At 35.5% G+C, this 18,758-nt stretch carries 17 protein-coding genes and 1 tRNA gene; 8 read left to right on the plus strand and 10 right to left on the minus strand.

The features are described from left to right. Window positions 1-34 precede the first annotated feature (34 nt). From truD to glyS, 4 genes are all read right to left on the minus strand, one after another. Complete coding sequence (gene truD / locus QW128_01970) at window positions 35-1,444, minus strand: tRNA pseudouridine(13) synthase TruD (GenBank protein MEM3832354.1); 1,410 nt, start codon at window positions 1,442-1,444, stop codon at window positions 35-37. A gap of 24 nt (window positions 1,445-1,468) precedes the next feature. Continuing rightward, window positions 1,469-2,152, minus strand: a complete 684-nt coding sequence (locus QW128_01975) for an HAD family hydrolase (protein ID MEM3832355.1) — start codon at window positions 2,150-2,152, stop codon at window positions 1,469-1,471. Then, a complete protein-coding gene (locus QW128_01980) occupies window positions 2,149-3,183 on the minus strand; it encodes an SIS domain-containing protein (protein ID MEM3832356.1) in 1,035 nt (344 codons plus the stop codon). Before QW128_01980 ends, QW128_01975 begins: the two co-directional genes overlap by 4 nt. Before the next feature lie 201 nt (window positions 3,184-3,384). Then, window positions 3,385-5,109, minus strand: coding sequence for a glycine--tRNA ligase (gene glyS, locus QW128_01985; GenBank protein ID MEM3832357.1), 1,725 nt, complete (start codon window positions 5,107-5,109; stop codon window positions 3,385-3,387). A 138-nt stretch (window positions 5,110-5,247) separates the two neighbouring features. On the opposite strand from glyS, the gene QW128_01990 reads away from it, so the two are divergent. The 6 genes from QW128_01990 (at window position 5,248) to QW128_02015 (ending at window position 11,925) form a co-directional block, all read left to right on the plus strand. After that, the gene (locus tag QW128_01990) at window positions 5,248-7,008 is read left to right on the plus strand and encodes a hypothetical protein (GenBank protein ID MEM3832358.1); all 1,761 of its coding nucleotides are present in this window, start codon (window positions 5,248-5,250) and stop codon (window positions 7,006-7,008) included. A 14-nt stretch (window positions 7,009-7,022) separates the two neighbouring features. Further along, window positions 7,023-7,910 carry an agmatinase gene (gene speB / locus QW128_01995; protein ID MEM3832359.1) on the plus strand — a complete coding sequence of 296 codons (888 nt, stop codon included), beginning with the start codon at window positions 7,023-7,025 and terminating at the stop codon, window positions 7,908-7,910. 380 nt (window positions 7,911-8,290) lie between these two features. Beyond that, window positions 8,291-8,647 carry a hypothetical protein gene (locus QW128_02000; protein MEM3832360.1) on the plus strand — a complete coding sequence of 119 codons (357 nt, stop codon included), beginning with the start codon at window positions 8,291-8,293 and terminating at the stop codon, window positions 8,645-8,647. 125 nt (window positions 8,648-8,772) lie between these two features. Beyond that, on the plus strand, window positions 8,773-10,491 hold the full coding sequence (locus QW128_02005) for a radical SAM protein (GenBank protein ID MEM3832361.1): 1,719 nt from the start codon (window positions 8,773-8,775) through the stop codon (window positions 10,489-10,491). A gap of 470 nt (window positions 10,492-10,961) precedes the next feature. After that, window positions 10,962-11,594, plus strand: coding sequence for an IS607 family transposase (locus tag QW128_02010; GenBank protein ID MEM3832362.1), 633 nt, complete (start codon window positions 10,962-10,964; stop codon window positions 11,592-11,594). A 257-nt stretch (window positions 11,595-11,851) separates the two neighbouring features. Then, a tRNA-Ala gene (locus QW128_02015) sits at window positions 11,852-11,925 on the plus strand. Window positions 11,926-12,016: 91 nt separating this feature from the next. On the opposite strand, the gene QW128_02020 is transcribed toward QW128_02015, so the two are convergent. Continuing rightward, the gene (locus tag QW128_02020; GenBank protein ID MEM3832363.1) at window positions 12,017-13,123 is read right to left on the minus strand and encodes a multicopper oxidase domain-containing protein; all 1,107 of its coding nucleotides are present in this window, start codon (window positions 13,121-13,123) and stop codon (window positions 12,017-12,019) included. Between the two features lie 270 nt (window positions 13,124-13,393). Here QW128_02020 and QW128_02025 point away from each other — a divergent pair, with 270 nt between their 5' ends. Both QW128_02025 and QW128_02030 read left to right on the plus strand, forming a co-directional pair. Then, a complete protein-coding gene (locus QW128_02025) occupies window positions 13,394-13,579 on the plus strand; it encodes a helix-turn-helix domain-containing protein (GenBank protein MEM3832364.1) in 186 nt (61 codons plus the stop codon). Continuing rightward, window positions 13,546-14,700: a transposase gene (locus QW128_02030; protein MEM3832365.1), complete on the plus strand. Its 1,155-nt coding sequence runs from the start codon at window positions 13,546-13,548 to the stop codon at window positions 14,698-14,700. The genes QW128_02025 and QW128_02030 overlap by 34 nt, the downstream gene beginning before the upstream one ends. A 58-nt stretch (window positions 14,701-14,758) precedes the next feature. Here the strand turns inward: QW128_02030 and QW128_02035 are convergent, their stop codons facing one another. From QW128_02035 to QW128_02055, 5 genes are all read right to left on the minus strand, one after another. Next, entirely contained in the window at window positions 14,759-15,169 is a 411-nt protein-coding gene (locus tag QW128_02035) for a threonyl-tRNA synthetase editing domain-containing protein (protein ID MEM3832366.1), read from the minus strand. A gap of 70 nt (window positions 15,170-15,239) precedes the next feature. Continuing rightward, window positions 15,240-16,184 (minus strand): D-2-hydroxyacid dehydrogenase, encoded by a 945-nt coding sequence (locus tag QW128_02040; protein MEM3832367.1) that lies wholly within the window; start codon window positions 16,182-16,184, stop codon window positions 15,240-15,242. 82 nt (window positions 16,185-16,266) lie between these two features. Further along, complete coding sequence (locus QW128_02045) at window positions 16,267-16,857, minus strand: hypothetical protein (GenBank protein MEM3832368.1); 591 nt, start codon at window positions 16,855-16,857, stop codon at window positions 16,267-16,269. A 396-nt stretch (window positions 16,858-17,253) separates the two neighbouring features. Then, window positions 17,254-17,526 carry a hypothetical protein gene (locus QW128_02050; GenBank protein MEM3832369.1) on the minus strand — a complete coding sequence of 91 codons (273 nt, stop codon included), beginning with the start codon at window positions 17,524-17,526 and terminating at the stop codon, window positions 17,254-17,256. A gap of 297 nt (window positions 17,527-17,823) precedes the next feature. Continuing rightward, window positions 17,824-18,753: a thiamine-phosphate synthase family protein gene (locus QW128_02055; protein ID MEM3832370.1), complete on the minus strand. Its 930-nt coding sequence runs from the start codon at window positions 18,751-18,753 to the stop codon at window positions 17,824-17,826. Window positions 18,754-18,758 lie beyond the last annotated feature (5 nt).

Genomic DNA, 18,758 nt, shown 5'->3' on the forward strand with positions numbered 1-18,758 from the left:
TAAATATTTTTCTTAGGAATGTCTTGTCTCATGATCAATTTTTATTGATATTAATAATTCCTACGTAGGATAGGTGATTTTTAGGTTTCATAATTTCTCTAAGGAGGTTTGTAGCATAACTTCCTCTTTTTAGCCTGAACCTAATTGTCATTAATTTACGTCCATTGAAAATGTCATCATTGTATATTTTTACTATTGAAAAGTTTTCGATATTGATGAGTGGTTGCCTATATCCACCTGTTACGTATAGTTTTTTCTTTAAGGCTGGAACTTTAAAATCTTTGAGCCTTACTTTCTCTTCTGCTAAAATTTTATGTTGTATTTCTCCTTGTATTCCATCTGCAAGCTTAACAATGTAACCTGGAACTGTTATCACAAGGACTGCTTTTCCTAGTCTGATTAAATTGTTAGCTTCTGAAGTGCTGATTGTTTTATTTGCGATCAGAATCCTTGTAGATTGGTAACCATGGGAATCTGTTAATGCAATCAGGTCGCCATCAGTTGTCTCGATTAATGATAAACCGTTACGCACACGTTCGCTGAGAAATTTATTGAAAATATAAGATCCGTATGATTCAACAAAAAGTCTTAATAGGTTCTTTGGTAATCGTTCAAGAGCACCTACGTAGTCTTCAGGATGCTTTATTAAATATTTAAGAACAATTCTTTCAAAATGCAATTCTCTTGGCATCACTTTAAGCGTTTTTACGGGATCCATAGTCTCATCGAATGTTCTGCGCGCTTCAATGTGTGTTTTAGGCTCACCGATAACAGGAGAGCCTATAAATTTCATTACTGCGCTTTCGAAATCACTCTTGACTATGTATTTTCCGACTAGATGACTGGATGCTCTAGGTATTCCAAAGCGTTGATATCCATAAAAATTTGCAAGGCCTCCAAGCTCTTCTATTTCTTTAATAATACTGAAAATATGATTGGCTAAATCATGTTCAGAGCTACTATCAATATTTCTTATACAGACGGTAAACTGGTTACCGTATAACATTCCAGGTCTTAGAGGACCTAAACTGAAACCTGTCCATAGAATTTTAATTTTGCGTAAATTTATCTTTTGTAAATCGCTCGGGTTAATACCCTTGATTGTAAGTCCTTGTGTTATGACAGCTCTTCTGTCTTTAATGCCAGCGATACCTATCTGGGATGGTTTTACGTTAAGTTTTTTACAAAGTAATCTTATTGTTTCATGATGATCTAAGCCCCATCTTTCAATGATGGTAAACACATAAGGTCCTGTTGTGGGTGAAGGGGGTGGAGTGAAATCTCCTAATAGGCTTGAACGATAAACAATTCCTTGTTCATTTATCTCTTCGACGATGAAATCTTCTGTTTTGTACTTTATTATGCCTCCTATTCCTGGTGCTGATGATACATAAAATTCTATACCTAAACTCTTATCGAACTCTGGTACATTGAAGCTAATCATCGAAATACTGTCCTTATTTTTTATTTAAGGTAATTTGATTATATCTAACAGTTCTTTTATCGAATTGATTATGACAACATTCTGAGGTAGTTGTTTATTCTTATATCCGATCAAGCTTCTGGAGACGTAAACCGTACGTAGACCTATGTTTGCAGCAACAGAGATTTCTTCAGGAACGCCGGAAACAAATATTACATTGTTCTCAGTTATCTTTAAATTTTGAATAGTATTATGTAAAAACTCTGATGTGAAACCTTGCATTGTGTTTGGGTTCTCCTCTATAAATACTCCATGAAAAAGGTGATCTAACCCTAGCGCTATGAGCTTTTGCCATTGTTTCACGGGAGGCCCTGATGTCACTACATAAACTTTAATGTTCTCATCTCTTAATTTCAAAATGGTTTGTATAATGTCTGGATAAGGTTTTAAGTATGCAGAACTGACTTCCCTGTATGCTAAGACGCCTGCTGCAATAATTTTGGGATCATATTTTAATCCCAGTGTTTCAATAAGTAAATCAAAATGTTTAGGATGGTGATTTCCATACTTTTTTACTATTTCATTAAGTATGTTGTATGCGAATTCTGCTTCAATTGGTAATCCTTCTGCTATCATAGCTTTTACAGCACTCATTCTAGCCATGCTCATTTGGAGTGTTGTATCATAGAGCGTATCATCTAATCCAAACAACACAGACTGAACATTCATATTACCACCTTCTTAAGCTTCTCAGGTTTATCAGGGTTCAATCCACGTGCAATAGCTAGATAAAACGCAAACAACTGTACCGGAATTATTATCAATACTGGCATGAACAACTCCATAATTCTGGGCACTTGAAAATGAAAGTCTGAATTATTCAATTTATTTTCACCCACAGTTACAGTAAACACATTGAAGCTCTTAAACCTAGTGGCCAAATCCTCACCTTGAATAGCATCATCTGGAGTGCTTAACAACATGAAAATTGGTACTTTCGGACTTATTAATTGTATTGGCCCATGGAGGAATTCTCTCATAGCGTATCCCTCAGCAATAACACTGCACGTCTCTTTAATTTTAAGAGATGCCTCAAGCGCAGAAGGATACAACGCTCCACTGCCAAGAATAAAGAAGCCGTCAGATTCTTTTAATTGTAATGCTACTCTAAATGCCATATCCTCATTATCTTTTAATACTTGTGTCATGAGATCAGGAATTCTGAATAATTCCTCCTTCATATCTTTGTAGCGAGTTAGAAATCCTCTCACATTGGCCAATTCTAATGCAAGAAGGAATAGAGCAGCTAATTGTGAAACATAACTTTTTGTAGCCGCGATGGCTTTTTCTTCACCAGCATACAAAGGTATTACAACGTCTGATAATTTTGCCAACGTACTGGAAATATTGTTGGTCACACCAACAATAGTCATGTTCTTTTCTTTGACTTCTCTAACAGAATTTATCACGTCAATGCTCTCACCCGATTGACTAACTGCTATCACCACTGATCTTTTTATATTAGGAGATAACCATCTTAAAAACTCTGAAGCTGGTATGGCTGATGCATTAATATCACTTATCCTAAGCAAAGTATACTGAAAAGAGAGCGATGCATGATAACTTGTTCCACTTCCAATTATATACAAAATATTACCTAACTGTTCATTGATTTGAAAAGCAGTTTTTTTAATTAATTCATAATTCATACTAAGTGTTCTAGAAAATGCTATAGGATCTTCGTAGATCTCATTAATCATTTGATATTCATGTTTTCGTAATGATATAGTACAACACCAAACATATTCACTAAAACGTTTTATTTTAGTTTTACTAAAAATGTTAAAGCTTTCTACGAGGACAGCTTAAAGTAATTGATCCCAACTGGATTAGAAGATAATTCTTTTATGGACGCTTTCTTAATTTTGTTTTAGTTACAATATTAAGTATGAGAGATCTTTCTATGTTGCCTCTTTAAATATAGGTCCTAATTCTAGGAATTGTTTTTTGTTGTTAAGGTAATCATTGATTAATTTTACTAGATCTGATACATGAACTCTAACTTGAGCCCATGTATCTCTGTCACGTAAAGTGACTGTGTTATCCTGTAATGTCTGATAGTCGATAGTTATTGCTATTGGTATTCCAATTTCATCTGCTCTCGCATAAAGGCGTCCTATAAATTCAGTGTCATCATAAAGAGCATCAATGTTATCTGTTCTTAACAAATTGTAAATTTCTTTAGCTTTTGTGTCTAAGTTATCTCTTGTGACTAAAGGAAATACTGCAACTTTATAGGGTGCTATATGTTTTGGAATTTTTAAAACAACTCGTCCCTCAATTTCTGTGTAAGCGTTTTCGAGTGTAACATAAACTAGGCGTTCAGCACCAAAAGAAGGTTCGGCAACATGTGGTATGAATTCTTCAACATTAATTGTTTCTTCCTCTGTAAATATCTTTATCATATTTTTATCAAGTTTTATATTATCGATTTCTATAAAACCGTTTTTTTCAAGTGACTTTATTATTTCTTCTGGATTCATGGACTGAAGTTTATTATTAATTATTGGTGTTTTGTCTCTTAATATTTTTCCTACGATATCAGTTCTTAAAGTTATTTTATAGTGTTTGATAATTTTTGGTTCTTTAAGTCTTCTATATGCCTTTAAATTTTTACCACTAAATTCCATGTGAGATTTAAGATCATAATCAGTTCTATATGCATGTCCAGATACTTCTATCCATCCGAAATCTTTTAAATGAACCATCTGATCAAATGTTTGTGATGAGTAATGTGCACGTTCATTTGGAGATTTTTCTAGGAAAAGTTGTTTTTCTTTAGGAATTCCGAGACTCTCAACAAAATCTTGACTTATTGCAATGAAATACGCGTTCCATTCATTGATTATGATTTTTTCTTTAAGTGCCTCTTTTATGGCTATTTTTATTGGTTCTTTATGATTAACTAATAAGAGGTTAACTACTTTATCTTCTACATTATTAAGTAAGTGGCAACTTGGATTATTTGGATCATAGAAAAGTTCAAGTTCCATTATAGTGAATTCACGCATGCGTAATAATCCTTGTCGTGGAGATATTTCATTTCTCATTACCCTGCCTATTTGCGCAATACCAATTGGTAATTTTTGACCCATTAAGTCGTATATACGTTTAAAATTTATGAACATGCCCTGCGCAGCTTCAGGTCTACCATACACTATATTACCTGAATATGGTCCTACAGTAGTCTTCATAAGAAGATTGAATATTTGTACTGGGCCAAGAACGCCACCACACTCTGGGCACCTTATGTTTTTTTCTTTTATTATTTGATTAAGCGCCTCTGCAGATAACCCCTCCGCAGATATATTAGTTATCCCTTCGATTAAATGATCTGCCCTAAAGATTCTATTACAAGCTGCACATTCAACCATAAAATCTGTGAAATGATCTAGGTGTCCTGATGCTTTAAAAACTGTGTCCGGCATTATTACTGGTGTCTCTATTTCTATTATAAAATCCTGATGTTGCTCCACAAAAATTTTTCTCCAATGATTCTCAATATTTCTTTTTAACTTTATTCCCAATGGTCCAAAATCTATGTAACCTGCTAGTCCTCCGTATATCTCAAATGATTGCCAAAAGAACCCTCTGCGTTTCGCTAATTCCATTATTTTATCATACATTATTGCTCACCGTTATCTGGAATAAGCGTAATCTGTATTCTAATTTATAGTTAACCTTAACAATTCTGAAAGCATTATGCTTTAGATGATTAAAATAGTAAAGTTTATAAAAATACGCGTATGGATATTTTGATACATATGAGACTGGGAAAAGCTATAATACCTATAGCACTCATAATCATAGCAGCAATCCTAATAATTTATGGATTAACTCCACAACAAAAACCAACAGAGAAAATAGTTAATGTAAAATATACTGTTAGATTTTATGATAAAGCAGATCACATAGTCATGATACCATTAAATGTGACATTATACAAAGGTGCACAAGTGATTTCTAAACTTAATTCTAATAGTACTGGATGGTATAGTACAGAAAAAACAATCCCTCCTAACAATTACACATTAATAGTTAGGGTCGGAAATCTAACGCTTTATCAGAAAAATGTCAACCTGAACAACAATATTACTGAGAGCAAAGTAGTAATAGATGCATATCCACTGTACGTTAATCTATACCCAAAAATCGACAACAATACTGCGTACAACATTACTAACGTTGACGCAATAATTTACGCTATGAATGGAACACAGATACTTAAACAATCAATTAGTGAATCAAAACAAGCAAACGTAATAAACTTTCCTTTAGTGCCAGAAGGAAATTATGTACTCAAAGTTAATTGGTTAGGTATTAATATATACACAAGAAACGTAGTAATAAATAATTCCACTAACGTTAATGTGAACGTAACCGGACATTTGATAAGTTTCAAAGTGTATAACCAATATGGGGAACCTTTAAACAACGCTACGTTAGAACTCTATTATAACAATTCAAGAGTATTAACTGGTCGTACACTATCCACCAATAGTTATACAATTACTGCCGTGCTCCCAAAATTAAAATATAACATCAGCGTTTCTCTTTATGACCTCAAGACAGAAATAAAAGGCGACACATACGTAGATCTCAGAACTTTTACAGGCAAAATCTATAATGTCACAGTCTTAATGACTAAGAACATTGAACTGAAAATTCTTAATCCTGACGATTCCATTGCAAACGGTTTGAAGCTAATTGTGAGAAGTAATAACTCAAGTATTATTCCTCTCACTCTAATTAATAATATAACAAAGCTACCACCATTACCTAGTAATTCAAGAGTGGTTTTATTAGTTTATAGAGCAGACGCATTAGCTTTAAAAGCCACATTAACGGTGCCGCCACCCAGTAACAACACAATAATATTAACATACAAGATTAATGAAGTACCCCTTACGATTACTTTACGTGATATCAATAATGATGAGATTTCAAACTTTTCAGGGTCCATCTATTTGATTGACAAATTTAACAATAACAAGATAGTGTATAAAGGCTCGATGAGCATCTTACCGAGTAATTATTTAATAATAGTATTAGATAAGATGCCTGATGGAAATATAATCCCAGTATACACTGACAGTAAAATCATTAATATAACCACTAATCAATTAACGTTAATGCTACCAGTTAACATAAAATTAGATGTGTCGCTTCATGGATTTACGGGTAATATAGAATTAAAATATGTTGGAATAAATAATGACATAGTACCTTACAGATCAGTTAATAATACGAATAAGGCCTTGTTTATTTTGCCTACTGGTAAATACTTAATAGAAGTGTATAGTAATGGAAAGCTTGTGTACTCTAGGTATATTGTGTTGAGCAATGACGAAAGCTTAGTAGTGCAATTGATTTCACCGGGCATTATTTCATCAATCGATGTAGAGTTAATAAGAAGTGTCGTATTACTTGCGATTTTAGTGATGATAGGTTTCTTTTCGGTTAGGTTCTATAGACAATACAAAAAAATAAGAAAGAAAGAACAAAAAGAGAAGGTAAGTGTGTGATCGGTGAGAGGATTATGGGTTATGAATTTCTTGATCTTTATGTTTCACCAGTAAAACCTAATTTCTCAGGATTTGATGTGGATCGTGATAAGGCAAGATTCATTATAGTAGGTGTGCCTTTTGATAGTACAACGTCACAACGTCCTGGGGCACGTTTTGGTCCAAAAGCCATTAGAGAAGCATCAATTGGTTTAGAGGGATATAGTTTAAGAAATAATAAGTTTCCTGAAGATTTAATGATTCATGACGCTGGGGATCTTTCAGTCCTACACGGTGACTTACGTGAAACACAGAGAAGATTAGAAAATGTAATAAATGATATTAAATCAGAAAATAAAATACCCGTAGTAATTGGAGGAGAGCATAGCATAACACTAGCTCCTGTACGAGTATCTAAACCAGAAATTTTAATAGTATTTGATGCGCATCTAGATTTACGAAATGAATGGCCTCCAGGCGTTAAAAATAGCCATGCAACAGTGATGAGAAGAATATCTGAATACATTGGATTAAGTAGCATAATCTTTATCGGATCAAGAGCATACAGTAAAGAAGAATATGAACTAATAAAAAATAGAAAAGTATTAGTATTAGATCCAAAGTATTTGGAAAACAATTTCGAGGAAAGCATCCATGCAATCAAAGAAAGGATACACGCAACTAACAATATCTACATAAGTATTGACTTAGATGCATTAGATCCTAGTCAAGCACCCGGAGTCGGCGACCCTGAACCAGAAGGACTTTCATTAACTATGCTTCTTGATACATTAAATGAAATCACCAAAATAACTAAAAATATTAGCGGGATAGACCTGGTTGAACTATCACCACCATACGATCCAGGTTTTACAGCACACGTCGCGGCAAAAATATTATTCGAAGCACTCAGCAGTATTTAACTTTGACGGCGGGAAGTCTCCATCCGTAGGGGTGGGGATGAAGGCCGATAAGCTTATATTTTTTCTCGTTGTGTTTATCATTGTTTGCTTGGTTGTCAGACCTAGTAGGCATGGGACAGGCCGAAAGAGAAGCCTGCTGAGGGCAAGACCTCCGTAACCCACCTTCCACACGGGATTCCCGAAACGGTCTCGCCGAGACCTCCGCTGTGGGTGAGTGGAGATCGAGTCTGTCCGTGGAAGCAGGAAGCCACCTGCGAAAGCTAGTGGTAGTTCACTCCGATCTCTCCCAACTCTTTCCTTCTGTAAAAGTACCACAAAATATTATTTTGTGATTGATAATGCTTTAAATATTTTTTTACAAAAACAACATGGTGAGTGTATTGAATAGTAGTATTGTTATGTTATTTTTAATCGTAATGGGTAACATAATTAATGTAACCAATAATACAAATATTACCACGAATAGTTACAATAATTCTACTAATCCGTATGAATGGCTCGAGAATAAAGTTAATTCAATATTTTCTGAAGCTCAGAACTTAACAAAATTAATCCTTACTAGGGTTTTCTATTTTCTGCTTTTGATCGCTCGTCTAATTTATATAAGTTTGGCTTTAGGCGGTATTTTAGAATGGTTTACTGGAATCTCGCCCTATAAGGGTCGTAGAATGATTATTGGTGCTGCTGTAATAGCATTAGCTGTCGAATTTATTAATACGTTCATAACATCTTTATGAGAGAACGTGATATTTTTCGTAAATCTTAGAGAAAAAATCTTATTATAATTTTCCCTTCAAGAAATGAGTAAAGTATAAAAAGATTTATAAATATTTGTTTAACAAAACTGTAATAGGTGACATACATGGTAGAAGCCATAGCAGTTAAAAGGATAGATGAGCCAGTATATGACAAAAATACTGTAAAGATTGGAAAGAGAGTTATACCGATAGGTGGACCAAGACCTGAATTGCGACCTGGGGAGAAACTCATTAAAGTTACTCAAAGTATCTGTCCAGTATGTTATAGATTAATGCCAGCAATAGTGTTTGAAAAAGATAATAAAGTCATGATAAGAAAAGTATGTCCCGAACATGGTGAAACCGAAGATGTGTACTGGGGTGATGTAGAACTTTATAAGAAGGCGATGAAATGGGACATACTCGGTCGTGGAACTTACGAATACGTTGATGCAAAGGCTCCTTGTCCATTTACATGTGGTCTTTGTCCTATACATAGGAGTCACACAGCACTCGCGAATCTCGTTATAACTAATAGATGTAATATTTCGTGTTGGTATTGCTTTTATTATGCAGAAAAAGCTGGATATGTTTATGAACCATCACTTGATCAGATAAGATTTATGGTAAGACAATTAGCCAAGCAAGGTAAAGCGATGGTCATACAGATCACTGGTGGAGAGCCAACAATAAGAGAAGACCTGATAGACATCATAAGGATTTTACGGGAAGAAGGAGTAAAACACATACAATTAAACACAAACGGACTACGTTTTGCACAACCTGATGGCGCAGATTTTGCAAGAAAAGTCAGAGAAGCCGGCGTTAACACAGTTTATATGAGTTTCGATGGAGTAACACCCTCTACAAATCCAAAGAATCACTGGGAAATGCCGTACATATTAGATGCATTCCGCAAAGGTGGTTTAACTAGTGTAGTACTAGTTCCTACGATGATCAGAACAATAAACGATCATGATGCAGGGCTAATAGTCAAATTTGCTGCATTAAACATGGATGTTGTAAGGGGAGTGAACTTCCAACCAGTCAGTCTTACAGGTATGATGAGAAAGCAAGAAAGGGAAAGGTACAGAATAACAATACCTGATGTGATAATTAGAATTGAGGAACAAACAGATGGACAAATACATAGAGATTCTTGGTACCCAGTGCCGTGTACACTCACTTTATCGAGATTCATTGAAGCCTTGACAAATAAACCTCAGTTCGAAATGTCTAATCATCCTGCGTGTGGTATGGGTACTTACGTTTATGTAGAACGAAAGAATGGAGAGATCATAAGATATCTCCCGATTACAGAATTCATCGATATAAATGGATTCTTCGAATATTTGCAAGAGAAAACCGATGAACTAATTAAAGGTAAGAATAAGTACGTCACGTTAACAAAAATACTCTTTAACCTAAAGAAATTCATTAATGAAGAGAAACAACCTAAAGAATTTAACATTTGGAAGATATTATACGGCATTTTCGTAAGACATAATTATGAGGCTCTAGGAGAGTTTAATTATAAAATGTTATACCTAGGCATGATGCACTTCATGGATACCTATAATTATGATGTAGCAAGGATTATGAGATGCGACATACACTACTTAGCACCTGACGGTAGAGTAATACCATTCTGCACGTTTAATGTACTCCCAGATATCTACAGAGATTATATACAAGAGCAATACAAGATATCCTTCGAAGAATGGGCCGCAGAGAAAGGTTCATTAGATAGCATGAAATACAGACGTAACATTAAGGCTCTTCAAAGCTCAGACCTCTACAAAAAAACATATGAACCATTCCTACAACATGCAAAATCTGCATAAATATCCTTTAAATTGAACAAGTTTTTTAACAATCATATCTTATAGGTTTGCAAATAGTTCGATAAGAAAGCCTAGAACTTTAGTTCTAGGATGAATTATTGATAAGTTTAAATATTCTATGGTTGATATTTACGTTTGAGCGTGTCACAACCGAATAATTGCAATCAATGTAGGGGATAAGAATATAGCAACAAAAGTTGAATTGGTCGATGAAAAAGTAAAGAATCCTAAGTTTTATGGAAGAGAAGTTAGAGGAATTAGAAGACACCATGATTGGCTTAGGAGAAGACTTTGAAAAAGAAAACTTCTAAAAATGATTAAGAAGATTGGTTCTAAAGAGAAAAGGAAAGTTAACGATACCGTTGTGGGATTCATAGACTTTCGTCCCTTCCCCCTCACCTCTATTTCTAGGGGGTTCAGCAGCTCTCAAATAGATATATTTTTATAGACGTTCATAGTAACTTATCTCGATGAGCATAGAGAAGCATTATACGATGAAGGAAGCCAGTAGAATTCTTGGTGTTAGCGTTAGACGACTTCAGATTTGGGATAAGCAAGGATTAATTAGGTGTGTGAGGACGCCTGGGGGTAGGAGGAGAGTGCCTGAAAGCGAGTTGAAAAGGCTCCTTGGAATAAAGGAAGTCGATGTAAGCAAGAGAGCTGTGTTATATGCTAGAGTCTCCTCTCATGACCAAAAACAAAAAGGGGATTTAGAGAGACAGAGGCAAGCCTTGTTAGACTACGCAAAATCAAGGGGCTACGAAGTCGTTGCAATTTTGGAGGACGTAGCAAGCGGTCTTAATGAAAACAGGAAATCGCTAAGCAAGCTCTTCGATATGGTTGAGAGGAAAGAAATTGGAGTTATTGTTATCGGGTTTAAGGATAGGTTAACAAGGTTCGGTTTCAAGTATTTAGAGCGTTACTTCACTTCTCACAATGTTAGAATTGAGGTAGTCAATGATGAGGAGCCGAAAGATGTCTACCAAGAGCTTGTTGAGGATTTGATAGCCATAGTCTCGAGCTTTGCTGGGAAGCTCTACGGCTTGAAGAGCCGTAAATATGAGAAGGTGATGGAAGGCGTCAAACAGCTTATTGCTGACTGAGACGTGCAAGTTTAAGCTTGAGCCAAGAGAAGAACAGGTGGGCATACTTGAAGAGCTCTTCGAAAGTTACCATGTGATGGTTAAAGCATGCTTAGATAGAGCCCGTAATTCCAAGTGAGACAAGTTCTCCTAGATCGTGTCGGTTTGAGTGGAGGGCTTGTGAGATTAAAGAATCTCCCACTTTTAGTCGCGGAGAATATCAATTTATTTTAGTAAGATGCTTTAAGGTTATATTGCTGTGACAAATAAAATTACTTGGGCCGGTAGTTCAGCCTGGGAGAATGCCCGCTTCGCACGCGGGAGGTCGCGGGTTCAAATCCCGCCCGGTCCACTCTTTTGTTTAAAAGGTTTTAGTTTTATTTAAAGTATAAATAGTAGGAATGAAGACTTTATAGGCTTTAGTATTCTGATTGTTTAAGATATTATGTTTTCTTAACTTTTACCAGTATTGCTGTTGTTACTAATATTGCTACTAATGATAGTATAATACTTGCAGTAGATATTATTTCTGGAGTGCTAGGGCTTAGTGTTTGTAGTGTTGTTGTAGTGGTTGTAGTTTGTGAGGCCCATTGGATCACAGTGTATGGTGGTTTAAAAGATATTGTTTTGAGACCTTGTCCAGTATCTGGTGTAGTTTTTGTGAAATTAGTTATTGCGATAAAAGCGCCTGCGGCTCCTTTTGTGGCATGATTAAACGCATGATCAACGAAAGGATAGGTTCCAGGTTCTGGAAATACAAGATCTATTATGGCTCCCTGATCAGGTTCAAGACTCACTGACTGTAGTCCGTGGAATACGTTGTTTGGATTGCCATTATAATACACAGTGTCAAAAACAGTACCGATTACATGGAATGATAACCAAAGGTTTGGACCTACGTTCTCGACATAAAGCCTTACTGTCTTATTCACAGGGACTGGTAATGGTTGTTTTAGATATCGGAATGCATATCCATCGAAGGTTACATACATGGGATCTCCTGAGAGATAGTCTTGATTGTTCTTGTAAAACTCATTCTTTACTAATATGTATTCTGCTGCAGCTGGTGGTAAATTGGGTGGTTCTACTATTATTACACCTGCCATCCCGTTTGCGATATGTATACCGGTATTTGCAATACCGCCCGGAGCGCAATGATACATGAAAACTCCTGGATATTTTGCAACAAAGCTGAAGGTATAGGTTTCTCCGGGTTTAACAGGAATAAAATACTTACTTGGAGCCAAAAGTGCTGCATGAAAATCGATACCATGATTCATTGTTCCATTGTTAATTAGTGTAACTTCGATGGTATCGCCAAGTTTAACTTTTATGGGCGGTGCTGGCACAGTTCCATTGATAACATAAGCCTTGTATACGATGCTGTCATCTATGGCTATGTCTCTTTCATAAAGATAGAGAACAATCTTATGAACATTACTTGTGGTAGCTTGATATGCTGATGCTAATGGTGAGAGTATAGAAACTATTGGTAAACCTATTAAAACAAATAGCAGAAACATTAACAATAGAATTTTCAAGTTCATCATCTCACCATTTTGTTAAGTAATTACTTATATTAAAATGAATACCCTTATGTATAAGGGTACTTTATTGTATTTATGATTTAATGATAAAATTGTTGTATGAAGATTTAGCTAATGTAGAGAATAGCGCAATATTTGGAAATCTTACCTTCTTGTTTTAAAGGTTTGTTGTTCTTTTATCAGAAGAGTTTAAGGAAGTATTGTAAGATAGCCGTGGTCAACAGTTTTGGAATAGATAGGTTTAAATATTTGTTTAACTCTATTAACTCTTTGATGGAAGAAGAACTACTTAGACCAAAGGATGTCGCAAAGAAGTTCGGTATCTCAGTTAAAACTCTCTGGAAGTGGCAAAGGAAAGGCATTATTAGAGCAGTTAAACTTCCAACTGGTAAGCTCCGCTACCCAAGGAGCGAGGTTAAGAGATTATGGAGGCAGTTAAAAGCTACAGGATCCCAGTAGATGTTCCAAAAGATTTAATCGAAGAATACTTCAAAGTTAAGCGGAAGGCTTTAGACGCAATATTCTCGCACGTTAAAATTTCCGAGAAGGCTCACCTCGAACTCGATAAGAAGGATAGGAAAAGACTTAGGGATGAATTGCTACGGGAGTGGAAATACTCAAAGCATTACGTTGATTCAGCAATGAACTCCGTTATCGGATTGGTTAAGGGCTGGATAACCCTTTATAATAGGGGGAGGGCGAATGAGCCTCCTAAGATAACTAAGAGGACAGTATATATTAAGAGCACGCTTTTCAGTTTCAGAAACGGCATACTGAAGATAAGCGTAGAGCCTAGTAAGCGGTATCTTGAGGTTGACTTAAGAAAGTGTTCGTGGATTCCGAGAGACTTTGATAAAGTCGGTGGACTACTTATGACTGAAAGTGAGCTGATAATTACGGTTAAGAAGAGGGTTGAGCTCAAGGCTGATGAGTGGGCATCATTTGACGTTAACTTAACGAACGTGACGGCGTTCATAGGTGGCGAGATTAAGCGCTATGACTTAAGAGAGCTCTACCACATCCACAGAACCTATGAAACTAAGCGGCAGAGGATACAAAAGTTATCTAAGATTAAGCCTCTAACCTCAAAGAGACTATTAGAGAAATACTCTAAGCGTGAGGGGAGTAGAGCCAAGGACTTCATGCACAAGTTAACCACGCAGGTTGCGGGGGAGCTCAAGGAGAAGGACTGCGGAGCAATACTTGAAAACCTGAAAGGTATAAAGAGGCGAATCCTCAACAAGTCTAAAGACATGAACAGAAAGCTCTCAAAGTGGAGCGCAAGAGCATTCCAACTCATGCTTGAATACAAGCTTAAATGGCTTAACTTACCAGTAAAATACGTTAACCCAGCCAACTCATCTAAAACCTGCCCAGTCTGCCCAGGAAGCATGGCTTCCTATCTGGGCAGGATAATGAAGTGCGAAGAATGCGGGTTAACAATGGATAGAGATATCATAGCGGTGTTGAACCTTCAGATGCGGGGAATTGGGTTCTCCCCGAGAGCCCTCAACAAATTAATCGAGAGGGAAGGGTTAAGTAGGAATAAAAGCAACAATTCACCATGCATTCCTACTTAATCCAGAACCCGTAATATTTAATGGGTATTTAGGTGTTCATCTGACTGTCTGGTTGAAATTATATTGTTATGAGTCTTTCTGCTAGCGGATGTCCTTTTACTCTGATTTCAAATATTTTGTTCCATCCGAAGGGTGCTTGGTGAGATTCTATATTTTTTGATAATTCGTGGTGTAGTTTTTTAAGGATTGTTAGTGCTTCTGATGGTCTTTTTAGGTTGTTGCTGAGGTGTGCATAAGGATAAACGAGTACTCGTTTTGCACCAATTTCTTTTATAATTCTGTTTATCTCATTCATAGCGTTGGATAAGATTTCATCGGTGTCGTTGCTTTCCACGCATGTTAGAAGGAGTAATACTTCATCTATTTTGGTGGGTTTCTTTTCTACATCTTCAGCGGTTTTTATTTCTTTTGCAACAGGTTCATAATATACGTAATCACAGTGTAGTGCTAGAATTCTCAAGTCAGGCACCGTATGATTATTGTTTCTCTTTTAAATAAATTTTTTCATGCTGTAAAAATAATTAAGATATTTTTATACGTTAGTATTCCTTAATGAGGTCGACTTGGTTAAGTAGTTTTTCTCCGTTTTCTAATCTTGTTATATTTTCTGAGACTATGTTTGCAACACGTTCGAATGCTTTTTCGGTGATGCCTGATGTGTGTGGTGTTATTATAACATTATCCATTGAGAGTAGTGGGTTTGTTGGTTCTGGTGGTTCTTTTTCTAGAACATCTAGAAGTGCTCCTGCTATCCATTTTTCTTTTAGCGCTTTTATTAAAGCTTTTTCATCAATTATTGCACCCCGTGAAATGTTTACTAATACCGCGTTAGGTTTCATTGTTTTCAGTTCTTTTTCGCTTATTAGGTGATATGTTTCTTTTGTGAGCGGAAGTGCGATTACTACGTAATCTGACTCCTTAAGCACAAGATCTAGATCTTTCATGGATCCTAAAAAGTCTACAAAATCATCTTTTTGTTTTTGTAGTTCACGTTTTATGGTTAGAATTTTCATGCCTAAACTTTTTCCTCTTTTTGCTATTTCATGACCGATAGAACCATAACCTATTATACCGAGAACTTTACCTGTTATTTCTCCATGAAAAACTATCGTCCATTTTCCAGATTTTACGTGTTCGAATTGTTTAAGAAGTTTCAACTCCCAAGTCATTATAAGAGCGATAGCATGCTCAGCGACAGGTATACTGTAGGCTCCTCTTACATTGCATAACGGTATATTTGATTCTTTAACTACATCTAGATCTATTCTATCAACACCTGCACTGACGGCCTGTATTAGTTTTACTTTTTGTGCAGCTTTGATAATTTTACCTGGCACTGCCATTCCTATTATTACATCTGCATCAGGAGCGTATTTCATAGCTTCATCATAATCGTTTGCAAAAACTAGTTCATGGCCTCTTAGGGTTGTTTTTAACTTTTCTGTCAGTATATGATTTAATTTATGACATACAAGTATTTTCATAACTTTGTTTAGTAATTAGTTTGCGTAAATAAACTTATCTCTAAATTTAAATCTAATTTGATAAGAAATAACTGGATTCTGTTTAAGTTTTTTTGTCATCGGATTTCTTGGTTTTCTCTTTTGGTGCCTCATCTTTTTTTGTCTCTGGTTTTAGTGCATCTTCGGATAGTATTCGCGAATATCCATATGCAGAGACTGCCCTGCGTAGTTTATCTATTGCTTCTTCTCCCATTAGATATATTTGATGTAGGGATTCTCTAGATAGTGGTAGTTCGAATGTGACACCTTTTACATAAAAATATGACTTAAGACCTTTTACATATTCGCTGACTAATTTTAGGTTTAAGAAATTGTCATTTAATATTATCCGTATGAGCTCGTTATCGTTGTCAGGAAAGACCACTTTAATAGCATCTTCCCAAATACCTGCACTTGGTTCACCAAACCTTAAATGACTACCGCTTTCAAACGCAGTACAGTTAAAACGTGCTGATAATTTAGATGCAACACCGTCCGTAAAACCCAATACATCTGCAACAATAAATTTGATCCACCCTTTTTTAGTTTTGATTTCGAGATCCATATACTCTATAGGAGTTAACCCCATCTTGTCTAGCACACTAGCTAAAGTGTCCAGATCAACCTTATTATACTCAATACCTATCAAAGGCATTTTAACCAATTTATCTTATTTTAGAAAGTAATATATTTTTATCAGAAGAATTAATAAGAAGCTTTATTTCTGAAAGCTTAGTCCTTTAGTAGATGAATTGTTGATAAGCTTAATCAACTCTTGGTGTTTCTTAATTTAAGCGTGTCACTCAATAAATGGAGATAGAACACGTGTAAGCGGAATATCGTGCTTACCTCCATAGCAGGTGCCATCTTCAACAGTATGCATGACCGGTATGATGAAACACTAGATTGAAAACCGAGAATCCCCCGCCAAAGCGAGAGCATCAAAACTGGAGCTCCGCGTTTAAGGTGAAGGTTGTCAGAATTTTTCCAATGTTAGCATTGTTAACATAAATTATAATTAAGTGAAAGTCATAATATTATTTAAAAAACATTAAATTTCCTGATTTATGTTAGAATTATTAATGTAATTTTTATTCTTCTCTTGTAACCATTTTATAATTTTGTCTTTATTAATTTTTATTATTCCGTAATTATGTGTACCTAAGTTATTTAGTATTATTTTGTCTATAACTTTATAAGCTGTATTAGTACCTATGTTAAGTTTTGTTTTAACATCAATATAATTAAATTGTATAACGTTTTCTTTGACTAAATATTCTAGAAATTTTTTCAACAAATCTTCATAATTATATCGTCGCGTCATATACAATTATATAAATGCTTAACGTATAAATAAATTTTTCTATTTACAGCATATTAAAATCCTGATTTCCGTGTTTTAGTTTCATTGATACAAAAGTATATATATATGAATAATTAAATTACTTGTAAATTTGAAAGAGATCACAGAAAGCCTAGAACCTTAGTTCTGGGATGAATCACACGGGCAGGGAATGCGCAAGGTTTAATGCCATGAAAATATCATTTCTTAAAGTAAGATCAGGATAAATTTTGATGTTCAAATGTTTTGACTTTATTAGAGACTTAAATCATGAATAGTTCATCCTGCTTGTTGCATTTCTATTTCCTCTACTTTTTTTGCTATTTTCTTTATTTTTTCGATTAAGTTGATAGCATTTTTGTCAAAAATATATACTACTGATTCTATTCCAGCTCCACCAGGATCTATGATACCGTCTTCAATGTTTTCAAGTGTTTGTAAGAAGAGTTCTATACTGTCATATTTTGACCTGTTCATTGTTACGAATTGTAAACCTACTTGTTTCATAGCTTGTTCGATTGTTTTGTCATATTTTATGCATGTTGCAGCTCTAATTTCTGGGTTTATTTTTCTTGCTGCTAATAAAATTATACTCATGTGTCGTGATGCGCCGAACTCGGGTCTTGAGATTGCTGTTGCTCTTCCTTTCATAACTGTTATTCTTCCTGGAAACGCTGCCACATCGTTAATATCCTTAGGCTCTTTAATGCACATGACTATGTTTGTTCGTACTTCCGGTATTAAACGGTCGAATCGGGAGTACACAGATAGTGTGGATAGGGCTCTATTGAGTTCATTCAATACTTCCATTCTTTCTGTGGATCCTCCTCCTAGGTTTATGAATGCTCTATGGCATGCACTACATCCTATGAGACCTGGTAGTGCATTTCTGTGTATTCTGCAGATGTCACCTTCAACTCTCATGATCATGCAGTGTGAGCAAACTTGTTCAACGAAGGTTTCTGGGCTTATTTTATTGTTCGCTATTCCATCAGCAAGTGTGGTTGATAAACGTTCGAGAAGTTCGATTGAAATGCTAGTTTCTTCCTTAATTATTCTTTTATATTTAGATGCTGCCGTCACTGATATTTCAAGTTTTTTAGCAGCTTCGCCGATACTCCAGTTATATTTTTCAACTAGATTGCGCACTATACGTGCTCTTAATTGAGGTAAGTATGTTCTGCCTACATACTCACACGGAGGACGCATTATCC

It is taken from the genome of Thermoprotei archaeon, from assembly GCA_038881895.1.
Classification (GTDB): Archaea; Thermoproteota; Thermoprotei; order Gearchaeales; family WAQG01; genus JAVZOV01.